This is a genomic window from Pseudomonas sp. B1(2018) (genome assembly GCF_003097365.1).
In the GTDB taxonomy this organism is placed as follows: Bacteria; Pseudomonadota; Gammaproteobacteria; order Pseudomonadales; family Pseudomonadaceae; genus Aquipseudomonas; species Aquipseudomonas laurylsulfatiphila.
On the sequence record NZ_PYUK01000026.1, the window covers coordinates 31837 to 49292 of the forward strand.

At 59.0% G+C, this 17456-nt stretch carries 13 protein-coding genes; all 13 read left to right on the forward strand.

What is annotated here, in order from left to right:
* Positions 1 to 28 precede the first annotated feature (28 nt).
* The 13 genes from rseP to kdsA all read left to right on the forward strand — a co-directional run bounded on the left by rseP (position 29) and on the right by kdsA (position 17445).
* The gene (rseP, locus tag C9422_RS28920) at positions 29 to 1381 is read left to right on the forward strand and encodes a sigma E protease regulator RseP (protein ID WP_116582993.1); all 1353 of its coding nucleotides are present in this window, start codon (positions 29 to 31) and stop codon (positions 1379 to 1381) included.
* Positions 1382 to 1453: 72 nt separating this feature from the next.
* Positions 1454 to 3844 (forward strand): outer membrane protein assembly factor BamA, encoded by a 2391-nt coding sequence (gene bamA / locus C9422_RS28925; RefSeq protein WP_116582994.1) that lies wholly within the window; start codon positions 1454 to 1456, stop codon positions 3842 to 3844.
* A gap of 45 nt (positions 3845 to 3889) precedes the next feature.
* Positions 3890 to 4393, forward strand: coding sequence for an OmpH family outer membrane protein (locus C9422_RS28930; protein ID WP_007978376.1), 504 nt, complete (start codon positions 3890 to 3892; stop codon positions 4391 to 4393).
* A 3-nt stretch (positions 4394 to 4396) separates the two neighbouring features.
* Positions 4397 to 5452: a UDP-3-O-(3-hydroxymyristoyl)glucosamine N-acyltransferase gene (gene lpxD, locus C9422_RS28935; RefSeq protein WP_116582995.1), complete on the forward strand. Its 1056-nt coding sequence runs from the start codon at positions 4397 to 4399 to the stop codon at positions 5450 to 5452.
* A 108-nt stretch (positions 5453 to 5560) separates the two neighbouring features.
* Entirely contained in the window at positions 5561 to 6001 is a 441-nt protein-coding gene (gene fabZ / locus C9422_RS28940) for a 3-hydroxyacyl-ACP dehydratase FabZ (protein WP_007978374.1), read from the forward strand.
* The gene (gene lpxA / locus C9422_RS28945) at positions 5998 to 6774 is read left to right on the forward strand and encodes an acyl-ACP--UDP-N-acetylglucosamine O-acyltransferase (protein ID WP_007978373.1); all 777 of its coding nucleotides are present in this window, start codon (positions 5998 to 6000) and stop codon (positions 6772 to 6774) included. The genes fabZ and lpxA overlap by 4 nt, the downstream gene beginning before the upstream one ends.
* A gap of 2 nt (positions 6775 to 6776) precedes the next feature.
* A complete protein-coding gene (lpxB, locus tag C9422_RS28950) occupies positions 6777 to 7907 on the forward strand; it encodes a lipid-A-disaccharide synthase (protein ID WP_007978372.1) in 1131 nt (376 codons plus the stop codon).
* Between the two features lie 11 nt (positions 7908 to 7918).
* Entirely contained in the window at positions 7919 to 8545 is a 627-nt protein-coding gene (gene rnhB, locus C9422_RS28955) for a ribonuclease HII (RefSeq protein ID WP_116582996.1), read from the forward strand.
* Positions 8546 to 8622: 77 nt separating this feature from the next.
* The gene (gene dnaE / locus C9422_RS28960) at positions 8623 to 12144 is read left to right on the forward strand and encodes a DNA polymerase III subunit alpha (protein ID WP_116582997.1); all 3522 of its coding nucleotides are present in this window, start codon (positions 8623 to 8625) and stop codon (positions 12142 to 12144) included.
* Positions 12145 to 12283: 139 nt separating this feature from the next.
* A complete protein-coding gene (locus C9422_RS28965; protein WP_007978369.1) occupies positions 12284 to 13231 on the forward strand; it encodes an acetyl-CoA carboxylase carboxyltransferase subunit alpha in 948 nt (315 codons plus the stop codon).
* Between the two features lie 128 nt (positions 13232 to 13359).
* The gene (tilS, locus tag C9422_RS28970; RefSeq protein WP_116582998.1) at positions 13360 to 14688 is read left to right on the forward strand and encodes a tRNA lysidine(34) synthetase TilS; all 1329 of its coding nucleotides are present in this window, start codon (positions 13360 to 13362) and stop codon (positions 14686 to 14688) included.
* A gap of 274 nt (positions 14689 to 14962) precedes the next feature.
* Entirely contained in the window at positions 14963 to 16594 is a 1632-nt protein-coding gene (locus tag C9422_RS28975; RefSeq protein ID WP_007970707.1) for a CTP synthase, read from the forward strand.
* Between the two features lie 5 nt (positions 16595 to 16599).
* Complete coding sequence (kdsA, locus tag C9422_RS28980) at positions 16600 to 17445, forward strand: 3-deoxy-8-phosphooctulonate synthase (protein ID WP_007970708.1); 846 nt, start codon at positions 16600 to 16602, stop codon at positions 17443 to 17445.
* The last annotated feature ends 11 nt before the right edge of the window (positions 17446 to 17456 follow it).

Sequence of the window (17456 nt, forward strand, 5' to 3'; positions counted from 1 at the left end):
GCAGCGGATAGGATTGCGGAGAAAGTAGATGAGCGCGCTCTATATGATTGTCGGCACCCTGGTCGCTCTGGGTGTGCTGGTTACCTTCCACGAGTTCGGCCATTTCTGGGTCGCACGTCGCTGTGGAGTCAAGGTGCTGCGCTTCTCCGTAGGCTTCGGCATGCCTTTGTTGCGCTGGCACGACAGGCAGGGTACCGAATTTGTCGTTGCCGCCATCCCGTTGGGTGGCTACGTGAAAATGCTCGACGAGCGCGAAGGCGAAGTGCCGCCCGATCAGCTTGGTCAATCCTTCAATCGCAAATCCGTTCGTCAGCGCATTGCCATCGTGGCGGCGGGGCCGATCGCCAACTTCCTGCTGGCAATGGTGTTCTTCTGGGCGCTGGCAATGCTCGGCAGTGAGCAGGTGCGTCCGGTCATCGGGGCTGTGGAGTCCGGCAGTATTGCGGCCAAGGCGGGATTGAACCCGGGCGAGGAAATCGTGGCCATCGATGGCGAGGCGACTTCCGGCTGGGCGGCGGTGAATCTGCAACTGGTTCGTCGCCTGGGTGAAAGCGGTTCATTGCAGATAATGGTTCGCGAGCAAGGCTCGACGACCGATTCGCCACGTGAACTTGCGCTGGATAAATGGCTCAAAGGGGCTGACGAGCCAGATCCCATTCATTCGTTGGGGATTCGCCCGTGGCGCCCGGCATTGCCGCCTGTTCTGGCTGAACTCGATCCAAAGGGGCCGGCCCAGGCTGCCGGCCTGAAGACCGGTGACCGATTGCTGGCGCTCGATGGTCGTACGCTGGATGACTGGCAGCAGGTCGTCGATACCGTCCGTATGCATCCTGATACCAAAATCATGCTGCGGGTCGAGCGGGACGGTGCTCAAATCGACGTCCCGGTGACACTTGTCGCTCGCGGCGAGAGCAAGTCACCCAGCGGCTACCTGGGGGCAGGGGTGAAGGCTGTCGATTGGCCGCCGGAGATGATCCGCGAGGTCAGTTACGGACCATTGGCAGCGATTGGCGAGGGGGCTCGGCGCACCTGGACCATGAGCGTGCTGACCCTCGATTCACTGAAGAAAATGTTGTTCGGCGAGCTCTCGGTAAAAAACTTGAGTGGACCGATAACCATTGCTAAAGTGGCGGGCGCTTCGGCCCAGTCGGGTGTTGCTGATTTCCTGAATTTCCTTGCTTATCTGAGTATTAGCCTGGGGGTTCTGAATTTGCTGCCCATTCCTGTGCTGGATGGGGGGCATTTGTTGTTTTATCTGATTGAGTGGGCGCGTGGTCGTCCCTTGTCGGATCGGGTGCAAGGTTGGGGGATACAGATTGGCATCAGTTTGGTGATCGGAGTGATGTTGCTCGCTCTGGTTAATGATCTGGGTCGTCTGTAACGTCGCTGAATTGCGAATCTGCCGCATTTTGCGGCAGTTTGTTTATTGCCAGTTGGAATAAGAAAGGACTTCATGAAACGTCTGCTGCTAACTGCGGTTCTCACCGTATTGATGATCGCCGAAGTTCACGCCGAGTCCTTCACTATCTCTGATATTCGCGTCAATGGCCTCCAGCGGGTCTCCGCGGGTAGCGTCTTTGGTGCTTTGCCGTTGAACGTCGGTGAACAGGCGGATGATCGTCGCCTGGTGGAATCCACTCGTGCGTTGTTCAAAACCGGTTTCTTTCAAGATATCCAGCTGGGCCGCGATGGCAACGTCCTGGTCATCACGGTAGTCGAACGCCCGTCGGTCGCCAGTATCGAGATCGAAGGCAACAAGGCGATCTCTACCGAAGACCTGATGAAAGGCCTCAAGCAATCCGGTCTGGCCGAAGGCGAAATCTTCCAGCGTGCCACCCTTGAAGGTGTGCGTAACGAACTGCAGCGCCAGTACGTCGCCCAAGGTCGCTACTCGGCTACCGTCGACACCGAAGTGGTTCCGCAGCCGCGTAACCGCGTTGGCCTGAAGGTCAACATCAACGAAGGTACCGTTGCGGCGATCCAGCACATCAACGTGGTGGGCAACACGGTCTTCCCCGATGAAGACCTGATCGACCTGTTCGAACTCAAGACCACCAACTGGTTGTCGTTCTTCAAGAACGATGACAAGTACGCCCGTGAAAAACTGTCCGGTGACCTGGAGCGTCTGCGTTCCTACTACCTGGACCGTGGCTATATCAACATGGATATCGCCTCGACCCAGGTTTCCATTACGCCGGACAAGAAACACGTCTACATCACCGTCAACGTCAACGAAGGCGAGAAATACACCGTTCGCGACGTCAAGCTCAGCGGCGACCTGAAAGTCCCTGAAGACCAGATCAAGTCCCTGTTGCTGGTGCAAAAAGGCCAGGTGTTCTCGCGCAAGCTGATGACCACCACCTCCGAGCTGATCACCCGTCGCCTGGGTAACGAAGGCTACACCTTCGCGAACGTCAACGGCGTGCCTCAACCGCACGATGAAGATCACACCGTGGACATCCTGTTCGCGGTCGATCCGGGCAAGCGTGCCTACGTGAATCGCATCAACTTCCGTGGCAACACCAAGTCCGAAGACGAAGTGCTGCGTCGTGAAATGCGTCAGATGGAAGGCGGCTGGGCTTCGACCTACCTGATCGATCAATCCAAGACCCGTCTTGAACGTCTGGGCTTCTTCAAGGAAGTCAACGTCGAAACTCCGGCCGTACCGGGTGTCGATGACCAGGTGGACGTCAACTACAGCGTTGAAGAGCAAGCCTCCGGTTCGATTACCGCCAGCGTCGGTTTCGCCCAGAGCGCCGGCCTGATCCTCGGTGGTTCGATCACCCAGAACAACTTCCTGGGTACCGGTAACAAGGTCAGCGTCGGCTTGACCAAAAGCGAATACCAGACCCGCTACAACTTCGGTTTCGTCGACCCCTACTGGACCGCCGACGGCGTGAGCCTGGGTTACAACGCGTTCTACCGCACGACTGACTACGATGAGCTCGATACCGACGTCGCCAGCTACGCCGTGGACAGCCTGGGTGCCGGTGTGAGTGTCGGTTATCCAATCAGCGAGACTTCGCGTCTGACCTTCGGCCTGAATGCGCAACAGGACACGATCAAGACTGGTGTTTACACCGTCGACGAGATCTTCGACTTCGTTAACAGGGAAGGCGACAAATACCTGAACTTCAAGGCTTCGGCCGGTTGGTCCGAGTCCACCCTGAACAAAGGCGTTTTGGCGACTCGTGGTCACTCCCAAAGCTTGACGGCGGAAGTCACCGTGCCGGGTAGTGACCTGTCGTTCTTCAAACTCGATTACCGTGGCCAGTTGTTCCAGCCGCTGAGTGAAAACTACACCATGCGCCTGCACACCGAATTGGGTTATGGCGATGGTTATGGTTCGACTGACGGCTTGCCATTCTATGAAAACTACTATGCTGGTGGTTTCAACTCGGTTCGTGGCTTCAAGGACAGTACATTGGGTCCACGCAGTACTCCGAGCCGCGGCGTAGACAGTACGGGCAACCCTGGCACTCTTGCTGACCCGGATCAGGACCCACTGCCGTTCGGCGGTAATGTGCTGATTCAAGGTGGTGCAGAGATTCTGTTCCCGCTGCCGTTCGTCAAGGATCAACGTTCCCTGCGTACGTCGGTATTCTGGGACGTGGGTAACGTATTCGACTCCAAATGCGATCAGACGACCAATACAAATCCTGCGTCGAAGTCCAATACGCAGTGCAACGACATTAGCCTGAGCAATATGGCCAGTTCCGTTGGTGTAGGTGTGACGTGGGTCACTGCACTGGGTCCTTTGAGTTTCGCATTGGCCATGCCGGTCAAGAAACCGGATGACGCCGAGACTCAAGTGTTCCAATTTTCCCTCGGCCAGACGTTCTAAGCGTCTGACCCAAGATAACGACAATGAATTTTGTAGGAGTGCATCGTGCGTAAGTTGACTCAATTGGTTCTCCTGGCCAGCGTCCTGGTCGCTGGTCCGGCATTTGCCGACATGAAAATTGCAGTTCTGAACTATCAGATGGCTCTGCTGGAGTCCGACGCGGCCAAGAAATACGCCGTGGATGCCGAGAAGAAGTTCGGTCCTCAGCTGACCAAGCTCAAGGCGCTGGAAACCAGCGCCAAGGGTATCCAGGACCGCCTGATGGCCGGTGGCGACAAAATGCAGCAGGGCGAACGCGAGCGTCTGGAGCTTGAATTCAAGCAAAAGGCCCGTGACTTCCAGTTCCAGTCCAAGGAACTGAACGAAGCCAAAGCCGTTGCCGACCGTGAAATGCTGAAGCAGCTCAAGCCGAAACTGGACAGCGCTGTGGAAGAAGTTATCAAGAAAGGTGCTTTTGACCTGGTCTTCGAGCGTGGCGCAGTGATTGATGTCAAGCCTCAGTACGACATCACCCGCCAGGTTATCGAGCGCATGAATCAGCTGAAATAATCCATGACCGTGACCATTAAGCTCGGCCAGCTGGCCGAGTTCCTCGGCGCCACGCTACGTGGCGACCCTGAGAGAGAAATTACTGGGCTGGCCACCTTGCAGGAGGCTGGCCCAGCTCAGTTGAGCTTTCTCGCAAACCCTCAATACCGTAAATACCTGGCAGACAGCCGGGCCGCAGCACTGTTGCTGAAGGCTGCTGATGCCGAAGGTTTTGCCGGTAATGCGCTGGTGGTGCCTGATCCGTATCTGGCCTACGCGCGTGTTTCCCATCTGTTCGATCCAAAGCCGAAAGCGGCTGCCGGTATTCACCCGACAGCGGTTGTGGCCGAAGACGCGGTGGTTGACCCGGCTGCGAGTATTGGTGCCTTTGCGGTGATCGAAAGCTCGGCACGAATTGCTGCTGGCGTGACCATCGGTGCACATTGCTTCATCGGTGCCCGTTGCGAAATCGGCGAAGGCGGCTGGCTGGCCCCGCGGGTCACGCTGTACCACGACGTGCGCATCGGCAAGCGTGTGGTCATTCAGTCCGGTGCCGTGCTCGGTGGCGAAGGTTTCGGTTTTGCCAATGAGAAAGGTGTCTGGCAGAAAATTGCCCAGATCGGTGGCGTGCTGGTCGGTGATGATGTCGAGATTGGCGTGAATACCGCTATCGATCGCGGCGCATTGGCCGATACCATTCTCGGTAATGGTGTGAAGCTCGACAACCAGATCCAGATCGCCCACAACGTTCAGGTCGGTGATCACACCGCCATGGCGGCCTGTGTCGGAATTTCCGGCAGCACCAAAATCGGCAAGCATTGCATGCTCGCTGGCGGTGTAGGGCTGGTGGGGCACATCGAAATTTGCGATAACGTTTTCATCACCGGGATGACCATGGTGACCCACTCGATTACCGAAAAGGGTTCCTATTCTTCCGGTACGGCCATGCAGCCAGCAGCCGAATGGCGCAAAAGCGCGGCTCGCATCCGTCAGCTCGATGACATCGCGCGGCGCCTGCGACAGCTGGAAAAGCAAGTAGGGGAAGTGACCCCTGACGGTAATGCTTCATCAGATGGCTGATACCATTTCCATATCAAGTGTGCACAGCCGCTAGACTGCGTCCTTGATTTGCTAGAGGAGCGCGCGCCAGTTGCGCGCCCCCAATCTTTACATAGGCTTCCCCCCGAAATGATGGACATCAACGAGATTCGCGAATACCTGCCTCACCGTTACCCGTTCCTGCTGGTGGACCGGGTAGTGGAGCTGGATGTTGAAGGCAAGCGCATTCGCGCCTACAAGAATGTCAGCATCAACGAACCGTTCTTCAATGGCCACTTCCCCGCGCATCCAATCATGCCGGGCGTATTGATCATCGAAGCCATGGCTCAGGCTGCCGGGATCCTTGGTTTCAAGATGCTCGACGTGAAACCGGCCGACGGCACCCTCTATTACTTCGTCGGTTCCGACAAGCTGCGCTTCCGCCAGCCGGTTCTGCCAGGCGATCAGTTGATCCTTGAAGCCAAGTTCATCAGCTGCAAGCGTCAGATCTGGAAATTCGAATGCCAGGCTTCGGTCGATGGCAAGCCGGTCTGCTCCGCTGAAATCATCTGCGCGGAACGCAAACTATGAGTTTGATTGACCCTCGTGCAATCATCGATCCGACAGCCATTCTGGCTGACGGCGTCGAGGTCGGCCCGTGGTCGATCGTCGGCGCAGGTGTGGAAATCGGCGAGGGGACAGTCATCGGGCCGCACGTGATCCTCAAGGGCCCGACCCGAATCGGCAAGCACAATCGCATCTACCAGTTTTCCTCGGTGGGTGAGGACACACCTGACCTGAAGTACAAGGGCGAGGAAACCCGCCTGGTGATTGGTGATCACAACGTCATCCGTGAAGGCGTGACGATCCACCGTGGCACCATCCAGGACCGTTCGGAAACGACCCTGGGCGATCACAACCTGATCATGGCCTATGCCCACATCGGCCATGACAGCGTGATTGGCAACCACTGCATCCTGGTGAACAACACCGCGCTGGCGGGCCATGTGCATGTGGAAGACTGGGCCATCCTCTCCGGTTTCACCCTGGTTCACCAGTATTGCCACATTGGCGCCCACAGCTTCTCCGGCATGGGGACGGCGATCGGCAAGGATGTTCCAGCGTACGTCACGGTATTCGGCAACCCTGCCGAAGCCCGCAGCATGAACTTCGAGGGCATGCGCCGTCGGGGGTTCAGCGAAGATGCGATCCACGCGCTGCGTCGTGCCTACAAGGTGGTGTACCGCCAGGGCCTGACCGTGGAGCAGGCGCTTGCCGAGCTGGCAGAGCCGTCCGCCCAGTATCCGGAAGTGGCGGTGTTCCGTGACTCCATCCAGTCTTCGACCCGCGGCATCACCCGCTAACCATGGCCAATCTGCGTATTGCGCTGGTAGCGGGTGAGGCTTCCGGTGACATTCTGGGTGCGGGCCTCATGCGCGCGCTCAAGGCTCGTCACCCGGCCGTCGAGTTCATCGGTGTCGGTGGTCCGTTGATGCAGGCTGAAGGCCTGACCTCGTATTTCCCGATGGAACGTCTGTCCGTCATGGGCCTGGTGGAAGTGCTGGGTCGCCTGCGCGAGTTGCTGGCGCGGCGCAAGAAGCTGGTCGCCGACTTGATCGCCGCGAAGCCCGATGTGTTCATCGGTATCGATGCGCCGGACTTCAACCTCAATATCGAACTCAAACTGCGTCAGGCCGGTATCAAGACCGTGCATTACGTCAGTCCGTCGGTGTGGGCCTGGCGGCAGAAACGCGTGCTGAAGATTCGCGAAGGCTGCGACCTGATGCTCACGCTGTTCCCGTTCGAAGCCAAATTTTATGAAGAGAAAGGCGTGCCGGTGCGGTTCGTCGGCCATACCCTGGCCGATGCCATTCCACTCGAAGCCGATCGCGCGGCTGCGCGGGCCGAGCTCGGTTTGCCTGACGGGCCGCTGGTGGCGTTGATGCCTGGCAGTCGTGGCGGTGAAGTTGGCCGGCTAGGTGCGTTGTTTCTCGATACTGCGCAGCGCCTGCGGGCATTGCGCCCGGGTGTGCGGTTTGTCATGCCTTGCGCCAGTGCGCAACGTCGCGCACAGCTTGAAGAACTGTTGGCTGGTCGCGATCTGCCACTGACCCTGCTCGATGGACAGTCGCATCTGGCCTTGGCAGCGTGCGATGCGGTGTTGATTGCCTCCGGTACCGCGACGCTTGAAGCATTGCTTTACAAGCGGCCGATGGTGGTCGCCTATCGCCTGGCGCCGCTGACGTTCTGGATTCTCAAGCGCATGGTGAAAAGCCCCTACATTTCGTTGCCGAACCTGTTGGCTCAGCGTCTGTTGGTGCCCGAGTTGTTGCAGGACGATGCCACGGTCGAAGCGCTGGCCCAGACCTTGTCACCCTTGATCGAGGGTGGAGAAGAGCAGACCCGTGGTTTTGATGAAATTCACCGGACCCTGCGTCTGGATGCCTCCAACCAGGCTGCGGACGCAGTGCTGAAGCTGATCGGCCAAGTAGAATGAGTAAAACGAACATGCAGATGGGGCTGGACTTTACCTTGGTCGCTGAAGTCGAAGAGTTGGTTGCCGGCGTCGATGAAGTGGGTCGTGGCCCGCTCTGTGGCGCGGTAGTGACAGCGGCGGTGATTCTTGATCCGAATCGTCCGATCATCGGCCTGAACGACTCGAAGAAACTCACCGAGGCCCGTCGCGAAAAGCTCTACGACGAAATCTGCGAAAAAGCCCTGAGCTGGTGCATCGCTCGCGCCGAAGTCGAGGAAATCGACGAACTGAATATCCTGCACGCCACCATGCTGGCCATGCAGCGTGCGGTCGCCGGGCTGCACATCCAGCCGAAACTGGCGATGATCGACGGTAACCGCTGCCCGAAACTGCCGATGCGCTCCGAGGCAGTGGTGAAGGGCGATAGCAAGGTTCCTGCCATCGCCGCCGCATCGATTCTGGCCAAGGTCAGCCGCGATCGCGAAATGGCTGCGTTCGAATTGATCTATCCGGGTTACGGCATTGGCGGGCATAAAGGCTACCCGACACCCGTTCATCTGGAAGCGCTCGCCCGTCTCGGCCCAACCCCGATTCACCGGCGTTCGTTTGCTCCTGTACGGCAAGCATATGAAGCGCGAGAAAGCCTGATCGAGAGTTAGTCGCAAGGCTGATTTTTTTTAGCAGGGCCCGGTACAATCCGGGCCTTGTTGTTTTCAAGTTCACAGACAGGATCACTATGCCGGCTTCATTCGTTCACCTACGCCTGCACACTGAATACTCCCTGGTCGACGGTCTGGTGCGGATCAAGCCGCTGGTCAAGACCCTGGTCGGCATGAACATGCCTGCCGTGGCGGTCACCGACCAGAACAACATGTGTTCCCTGGTCAAATTCTATAAAAACGCCATGGGTGCCGGGATCAAGCCGATCTGCGGCGCCGACCTGTGGCTGTCGAACAAGGATCCGGACAACCCGCTGAGCCGGATCAGCCTGCTGGTGATGAACGCCGAAGGCTATCGCAACCTCACCGAGCTGATTTCCCGCGGCTTTATCGAAGGTCAGCGCAATGGCGCAATCATCATCGAGCGCGAATGGGTCGCTGAAGCCAGCGCCGGCTTGATCATGTTGTCGGCGGCCAAAGAAGGCGAGATCGGCCAGGCCATGCTCAGCGGCAACCCCGCCGAGGCTGAAACCCTGGCCCGCGAATGGATGGACGTGTTTCCGGATCGTTTCTACCTGGAGATCCAGCGCACCAATCGCCCCAACGATGAAGAACAGTTGCACGGCGCCGTGGCCCTGGCCGAGAGGCTCGGTGCGCCGCTGGTGGCGACCAACGACGTGCGTTTCATCAAGCAGGAAGACTTCGCCGCCCACGAAACCCGCGTCTGCATCGGTGAGGGCCGTGCCCTCGACGATCCGCGGCGCTCGAAGAATTACAGCGATCAGCAGTACCTCAAAAGCGCCGAGGAAATGGCCGAGCTGTTCAGCGACATTCCCGAAGCTCTGGAAAACACCGTCGAGATCGCCAAGCGTTGCAACATTGAAGTGAAGCTGGGTACGCACTTCCTGCCCAACTTCCCGATCCCTGATGGCATGACCATCGACGAGTACTTCCGCAAGGTGTCCTTCGATGGCCTGGAAGAGCGCCTTGCTGTTCTGCTGCCCAAGGACACCACCGAAGACTATGAAGCCAAGCGTCAGGTCTATGTCGACCGGCTGAATTTCGAGCTGGATATCATCATCCAGATGGGCTTCCCGGGTTACTTCCTGATCGTGATGGACTTTATCCAGTGGGCCAAGAACAACGGCGTGCCGGTAGGTCCTGGCCGTGGATCGGGTGCCGGGTCGCTGGTGGCCTATGTGCAGAAGATCACCGACCTTGATCCGCTGGAATATGACTTGCTGTTCGAACGTTTCCTTAACCCGGAACGGGTATCGATGCCCGACTTCGACGTCGACTTCTGCATGGACGGTCGCGATCGGGTGATCGACTACGTGGCCGAGAAATACGGCCGCAACGCGGTAAGCCAGATCATCACCTTCGGTTCCATGGCGGCCAAGGCTGTGGTCCGTGACGTGGCGCGGGTGCAGGGCAAGTCCTATGGCCTGGCGGATCGTCTGTCGAAGATGATTCCGTTCGAAGTCGGCATGACCCTGGAAAAGGCCTACGAGCAGGAAGAGATCCTGCGCGACTTCATCAAGGTCGATGAAGAAGCCGCGGAAATCTGGGAGATGGCCCGCAAGCTCGAAGGCGTTGTGCGTAACGTCGGCAAGCACGCCGGTGGTGTTGTGATTGCCCCGACCAAACTGACCGACTTCTCGCCGATCTACTGCGACGAGGCGGGCGATGGCCTGGTAACCCAGTTCGACAAGGACGACGTTGAAGCGGCCGGTCTGGTGAAGTTCGACTTCCTCGGTTTGCGGACCCTGACGATCATCGATTGGGCGCTGAAAACCATCAACCGCGACCGCGCCAAGGTCAACGAGCCACCGCTGGATATCGCGTTCATCCCTCTGGACGACAAGCCGACCTACACCTTGCTGCAAAAAGCCGAAACCACGGCGGTGTTCCAGCTTGAATCCCGGGGCATGAAGGAGCTGATCAAAAAGCTCAAGCCCGACTGCCTGGAAGACTTGATCGCACTGGTGGCCCTGTTCCGTCCGGGCCCGCTGCAATCGGGCATGGTGGACGACTTCATCAACCGCAAGCACGGTCGCGCCGAGCTGGCGTATCCGCACTCGGACTACCAGTACGAAGGCCTCAAGCCCGTACTGGCACCAACCTACGGCATCATCCTGTATCAGGAACAGGTGATGCAGATTGCGCAGGTCATGGCCGGTTACACCCTCGGTGGTGCGGACATGCTGCGTCGTGCCATGGGCAAGAAAAAACCCGAGGAAATGGCCAAGCAGCGCGGCGGTTTCATTGAAGGTTGCGCCACCAACAATATCGACGCGGACCTCGCCGGTAACATTTTCGACCTGGTGGAAAAATTCGCCGGTTACGGCTTCAACAAGTCGCACTCCGCCGCCTATGGCCTGGTGTCCTACCAGACTGCGTGGCTGAAGGCGCACTACCCGGCGCCGTTCATGGCCGCGGTACTCTCGGCGGATATGCACAACACCGACAAGGTCGTGACCTTGATCGAAGAAGTGCGGACGATGAAGCTGCGTCTCGACGCACCGGACGTGAACACCTCCGAGTTCAAGTTCACGGTGAACGACGAAGGCCGGATCATCTACGGCCTGGGGGCCATCAAGGGCGTGGGTGAGGGGCCGGTCGAGGCCATCACCGAAGCGCGTCTGGCGGGCCCGTTCAAGGATCTGTTCGATTTCTGCGCCCGGGTCGACCTCAAGCGCATCAACAAGCGCACCCTCGACGGTTTGATCCGCAGCGGTGCCCTGGATCGCCTCGGGCCGTACTTCCACGATGAGCAGAAAGCCTACCAGGCCAACATCGACCGCAATCGTGCGGTGCTGCTGACGGCCATGGAAGAAGCGATCAAGGCGGCCGAACAGACCGCGCGGACCCAGGACAGCGGTCACTCGGACCTGTTTGGCGGTCTGTTTGTCGAAGAAGACGCCGACGTCTACGCCAATCATCGCAAGGCCAAGGAGCTGACCCTCAAGGAGCGTCTCAAGGGCGAGAAAGATACCCTCGGCCTGTACCTGACCGGTCACCCGATTGACGAGTACGAGGGTGAGATCCGTCGCTTCGCCCGTCAGCGCATCATCGATCTGAAACCAGCGCGTGATACCCAGACTGTTGCCGGGATGATCATCGCCTTGCGGGTGATGAAGAACAAAAAGGGCGACAAGATGGGGTTCATCACCCTTGACGACCGCTCCGGGCGGATCGAGGCCTCGCTGTTTTCCGAGGCGTTCCATTCGGCGCAGTCACTGTTGCAGACCGACGCGATGGTGGTGGTCGAAGGCGAGGTCAGCAACGACGACTTCTCCGGCGGCCTGAAGTTGCGGGTCAAGCGGGTGATGAGCATGGAAGATGCGCGCACCAACCTGGCCGAAAGCCTGCGCCTGAAGCTGCATGCCAAGGATCTCAAGGGCGATCAGCTACGCTGGTTGGGCGAGCTGTTGAAGCGTCACCGCGGTGCGTGCCCGATCACCATGGACTACACCAGCCCTGATGCGAAGGCCTTGTTGCAGTTCGGCGAGGGCTGGCGGATCGATCCGGCGGATGCGTTGATTCAAGCCCTGCGTGACCAGTTCGGGCGAGACAACGTCTTCCTCCAATACCGTTGACGGTCAGTGCCATCAGATTGCCCTGACCCAAACCTGAATTTTTAATCTCGACCTCAACGCGCCTGTCCCTTAAGGTAGGGCGCGAATAGACAACCGGCCGGCCCAAGACTCCTTGGGACTCGACCCAAGACGGACGCCTATGAACCCGAATTTTCTAGATTTCGAACAGCCGATCGCCGACCTGCAAGCCAAGATCGAAGAGTTGCGCTTGGTCGGTAATGACAATTCGCTGAATATCGGCGATGAGATCTCCCGCCTGCAGGACAAGAGCAAAACGCTGACCGAAGACATTTTCGGCAAGCTGACCAGTTGGCAGATCGCACGCCTGGCACGTCACCCGAAACGTCCGTATACCCTGGACTACATCGAACACATCTTCACCGAGTTCGACGAACTGCACGGTGACCGTCACTTCTCCGACGACGCGGCCATCGTTGGCGGCATCGCCCGTCTGGACGACAAGCCGGTCATGGTCATCGGCCACCAGAAGGGCCGTGAAGTGCGCGAGAAGGTTCGCCGCAACTTCGGCATGCCGCGTCCGGAAGGCTACCGCAAGGCTTGCCGCCTGATGGAAATGGCCGAACGCTTCAAGATGCCGATCCTGACCTTCATCGACACCCCGGGCGCTTACCCTGGCATCGACGCTGAAGAGCGCAACCAGAGCGAAGCGATTGCCTGGAACCTGCGGGTCATGGCGCGCCTGAAAACCCCAATCATCGCCACCGTGATCGGTGAGGGTGGTTCCGGTGGTGCACTGGCAATCGGTGTCTGCGACCAGCTGAACATGCTGCAATACTCGACCTACGCGGTGATTTCGCCGGAAGGTTGCGCTTCGATTCTGTGGAAAACCGCCGAGAAGGCACCGGATGCCGCAGAAGCGATGGGCATCACCGCCGAGCGCCTCAAGGGCCTGGGCATCGTGGACAAGGTGATTGGCGAGCCATTGGGCGGCGCGCACCGTGACCCGGCTGCTGCCGCTGCGTCGATCCGCGCTGAGTTGAGTTCGCAGCTGGCGATGCTGAAGAAGTTCGACAACGACGCGCTGCTCAAGCGCCGTTACGATCGTCTGATGAGCTACGGTCTCTAACCGACCTCGCTGCACCTTGTAGGAGCTGCCGAAGGCTGCGATCTTTTGATCTTGTTTTTTAAATCAAGGTCAAAAGATCGCAGCCTTCGGCAGCTCCTACAGGGCTCCATGAGAAGCGGTCAATCTCTATGAATCCTTCGAAGAGTGATCTGCCTTCCCGGCTTTTGCTGAATCTTGAGCCTTGGCGCCATGCTGCACATTGGCGAATTGCATTCTCCGGTGGTCTCGACTCCACCGTCCTGCTGCATCTGCTTGCCCATCTCGCAAACACCGAATCCCTCCCGAACCTGAGCGCCATCCATATCCATCACGGTCTTCAGGTCGCGGCAGACGCATGGCCGCAACATTGTCAGTCGGTCTGCGACGGACTGAGCATCCCGTTGCAAGTGGAGCGGGTGACGGTGCAACCGGGGGCGAGTCTGGAGCGGGCGGCGCGGGATGCGCGGTACGCAATGTTCAGTTCGGTGACGCAAGCCGATGACGTGCTGCTGATCGCCCAGCACCGCGACGATCAGGCGGAAACCTTGCTGTTCCGTTTGTTGCGTGGGGCCGGCGTGCGCGGGCTGTCGGGTATGCCGCGTCAGCGCCCGTTGGGCAAGGGCCATCTGCTGCGGCCATTGCTCGATGTCACGCGAGTTGAGCTGGAGGCCTATGCCGACGAGCATGGCTTGAGCTGGATCGAGGATCCTTCAAACGAAGATCGGCAGTACTCACGCAACTACCTGCGGCATCAAGTCTTCCCTGCATTGACCCGGCGCTGGCCGCAAGCGGTGGCAACCATGGCCCGCAGCGCGGCGCATCTGACTGAAGCGCAGGGGTTGCTCGAAGAGCTGGCGGACATGGATTTGCGTGAGGCCAACTCTGTCAGTGAGTTCGCCTGGCTCGGCTTGCGATCCCTTGAGCTGGCGTCTCTTGCGAAACTCTCCGATGCCCGCCAGCGCAATGCCTTGAGTCATTGGCTCGAACCACTGACCCGCCTGCCGGACACTGACCATTGGTCGGGTTGGAAGGATTTGCGCGACGCTACCGGCGATGCCTGCCCGGTGTGGCGGCTGGCCGATGGCGAGCTGCATCGGGCTGGCGGGCGGATCTGGTGGTTGTCGGGCCGCTGGTTGCGCCCTCTGCCTGTCGCCGGAGCGTGGCAGGACCCGCGTTCACCGCTGGTAATCCCGGACAACGGCATGCTGTCGCTCACCGGGCAAATCCCCGATGGCCCGTTACAGATCCGCTATCGTGAAGGGGGAGAGGTCATGGCTTTGCCAGGCCGTGGCCATCGGGATCTGAAACGTTTGCTCAATGAAAGCTGTGTACCGTCTTTCGTGCGCGGCAGATTGCCGCTGCTCTACAAAGACGGGCAATTGCTGGCGGTAGCGAACCTCAACGGGCTCGATGGTGGTGCGATCGGTAACTGGCATTTGCATTGGCAGCCACTGAACGAAGATCAAGGTTTGAGCTGAAAGGGGCTTTCCGGTAGACTACGCTCCCTTCTTGATACAACTTCTGTGGATTCGCCTGAATTGCAGGAGTTGCCGATTACCAAGCAGTCTTTGCTGGGCGATTCCAAAAAATGTGTAGCGAGCAACGAACCGGTGATTCATTTCCCGGTCTGTCCCAACGCGGCGGTTTTTTTGAAAGGTGCACTGTGATTAATGCAGGTGATCGGGGGCTTCGGCCTTCCTTCGCTTTCCCCGGCGGCTCGGACCGCTTTAACGCAGACTTCTAGGGTTTTTCATGACGCGCTACATATTCGTCACGGGCGGTGTTGTTTCTTCATTGGGGAAAGGCATTGCATCGGCATCATTGGCGGCCATCCTGGAGGCGCGGGGACTTAAGGTCACCATGCTGAAGCTGGACCCGTACATCAACGTCGACCCGGGCACCATGAGCCCGTTCCAGCACGGTGAAGTGTTCGTCACCCACGACGGCGCCGAGACCGACCTGGACCTGGGCCACTACGAGCGGTTCATCCGCACGACCATGACCCAGAACAACAACTTCACCACCGGCCGTGTCTACGAACACGTGCTGCGCAAAGAGCGCCGTGGTGACTACCTGGGTGCAACCATCCAGGTGATCCCGCACATCACCGACGAAATCAAGCGCCGCATCATCAAGGGTGCCGGCGACGCTGACGTGGCCATGGTCGAGATCGGTGGCACCGTGGGTGACATCGAGTCGCAACCGTTCCTCGAGGCGATCCGCCAACTGCGTTTCGAAGTCGGCGCCAAGCGCGCGATGCTGATGCACCTGACACTGGTGCCGTACATCGCCACTGCCGGTGAAACCAAGACCAAGCCAACCCAGCACTCGGTGAAGGAACTGCGTTCCATCGGCCTGCAACCAGACGTGCTGGTCTGCCGCTCCGACCACCCGATCGATGTGTCGTCGCGTCGCAAGATCGCGCAGTTCACCAACGTTGAAGAACGTGCGGTGATCGCGCTGGAAGACGCCGATACCATCTACAAGATCCCGGGCATCCTGCACTCCCAGGGCCTGGACGATTTTGTCGTCGAGCGCTTCGGCCTGCAATGCGGCGGTGCCGATCTGTCCGAGTGGGAAGCCGTGGTCGACGCCAAGCTCAACCCTGAGCACGAAGTCACCATCGCCATGGTCGGCAAGTACATGGAGCTGCTGGACGCCTACAAGTCGCTGATCGAAGCGATGAGTCACGCCGGCATCAGCAACCGTACCAAGGTCAACCTGCGCTACATCGATTCCGAAGACATCGAGAACCAGGGCACTGCGCTGCTGGAAGGCGTCGACGCCATCCTGGTACCTGGCGGCTTCGGTCTGCGTGGCGTTGAAGGCAAGATCACTGCCGTCCAATACGCTCGCGAAAACAAGGTTCCATACCTGGGTATCTGCCTGGGCATGCAAGTGGCCGTTATCGAGTTCGCCCGTAACGTGATGGGCTGGAAAGACGCCAACTCCACCGAGTTCGATCGTGCAAGCGGCCACCCGGTCGTGGGCCTGATCACCGAGTGGGAAGATGCCACCGGCGCGGTCGAAACCCGTACCGAAGCTTCCGATCTGGGCGGCACCATGCGCCTGGGTGCGCAGGATTGCCTGCTGGAGCCGGGTTCCCTGGTTCATGGTTGCTACGGCAAGGACGTGATCGTCGAGCGTCACCGTCATCGCTACGAAGTGAACAACAACCTGCTGCCGCAAATCATGGAAGCCGGTTTGAAAATCTCCGGTCGTTCCGGGGATGGCGCACTGGTTGAAGTGGTTGAAGCACCGGATCATCCATGGTTCGTCGCTTGCCAGTTCCACCCTGAGTTCACCTCGACGCCACGCGACGGTCATCCGCTGTTCAGCGGTTTCGTCAAGGCTGCGTTGGCTCAACACCAGAAGAAGGCGTAACCCCGATGGCACAGAAGATCATCCGCGTCGGCGACATCGAGATTGCCAACGACAAACCCATGGTGCTGTTCGGCGGCATGAACGTGCTGGAAAGCCGTGACATGGCCATGCAGGTTTGCGAAGAGTATGTGAAGGTCACCGAAAAGCTCGGTATCCCTTACGTGTTCAAGGCCAGTTTCGACAAGGCGAACCGGTCTTCTGTGACCTCCTATCGCGGTCCTGGCCTGGAAGAAGGCATGCGCATCTTCCAGGACATCAAGCAAGCCTTTGGCGTGCCGGTCATCACCGACGTCCACGAGCCTGACCAGGCCGCGGTCGTCGCTGAAGTCTGCGACATCATCCAGTTGCCGGCCTTCCTGTCGCGCCAGACCGACCTCGTGGTCGCGATGGCCAAAACGGGCGCCGTGATCAACATCAAGAAAGCCCAGTTCCTCGCCCCTCAGGAAATGAAGCACATCCTGAACAAGTGCGTGGAAGCGGGTAATGATCAGTTGATTCTTTGCGAGCGTGGTTCGAGCTTCGGCTACAACAACCTGGTCGTCGACATGCTCGGCTTCGGCATCATGAAGCAGTTCGAATACCCGGTGTTCTTCGACGTGACCCACGCGCTGCAAATGCCTGGCGGTCGCTCCGATTCCGCCGGCGGTCGTCGCGCCCAGGTCACCGACCTGGCGAAGGCCGGCATGAGCCAATCGCTGGCCGGCCTGTTCCTGGAAGCCCACCCGGATCCGGACAACGCCAAATGTGACGGTCCTTGCGCCTTGCGCCTGGACAAACTGGAGCCATTCCTGGCCCAGCTCAAAGCCCTGGACGAACTGGTGAAGAGTTTTCCGACGGTAGAAACCGCGTAATCCTCAATTCT

Excerpts from the sequence above, each read along its gene's own strand:
- C9422_RS28965 (WP_007978369.1), top strand. The coding sequence starts at position 12,284 with ATGAACCCGAATTTTCTAGATTTCGAACAGCCGATCGCCGACCTGCAA.
- tilS (WP_116582998.1), top strand. The coding sequence starts at position 13,360 with ATGAATCCTTCGAAGAGTGATCTGCCTTCCCGGCTTTTGCTGAATCTT.
- lpxB (WP_007978372.1), top strand. The coding sequence starts at position 6,777 with ATGGCCAATCTGCGTATTGCGCTGGTAGCGGGTGAGGCTTCCGGTGAC.
- rnhB (WP_116582996.1), top strand. The coding sequence starts at position 7,919 with ATGCAGATGGGGCTGGACTTTACCTTGGTCGCTGAAGTCGAAGAGTTG.
- lpxA (WP_007978373.1), top strand. The coding sequence starts at position 5,998 with ATGAGTTTGATTGACCCTCGTGCAATCATCGATCCGACAGCCATTCTG.
- fabZ (WP_007978374.1), top strand. The coding sequence starts at position 5,561 with ATGATGGACATCAACGAGATTCGCGAATACCTGCCTCACCGTTACCCG.
- rseP (WP_116582993.1), top strand. The coding sequence starts at position 29 with ATGAGCGCGCTCTATATGATTGTCGGCACCCTGGTCGCTCTGGGTGTG.
- C9422_RS28975 (WP_007970707.1), top strand. The coding sequence starts at position 14,963 with ATGACGCGCTACATATTCGTCACGGGCGGTGTTGTTTCTTCATTGGGG.
- kdsA (WP_007970708.1), top strand. The coding sequence starts at position 16,600 with ATGGCACAGAAGATCATCCGCGTCGGCGACATCGAGATTGCCAACGAC.
- dnaE (WP_116582997.1), top strand. The coding sequence starts at position 8,623 with ATGCCGGCTTCATTCGTTCACCTACGCCTGCACACTGAATACTCCCTG.
- bamA (WP_116582994.1), top strand. The coding sequence starts at position 1,454 with ATGAAACGTCTGCTGCTAACTGCGGTTCTCACCGTATTGATGATCGCC.
- lpxD (WP_116582995.1), top strand. The coding sequence starts at position 4,397 with ATGACCGTGACCATTAAGCTCGGCCAGCTGGCCGAGTTCCTCGGCGCC.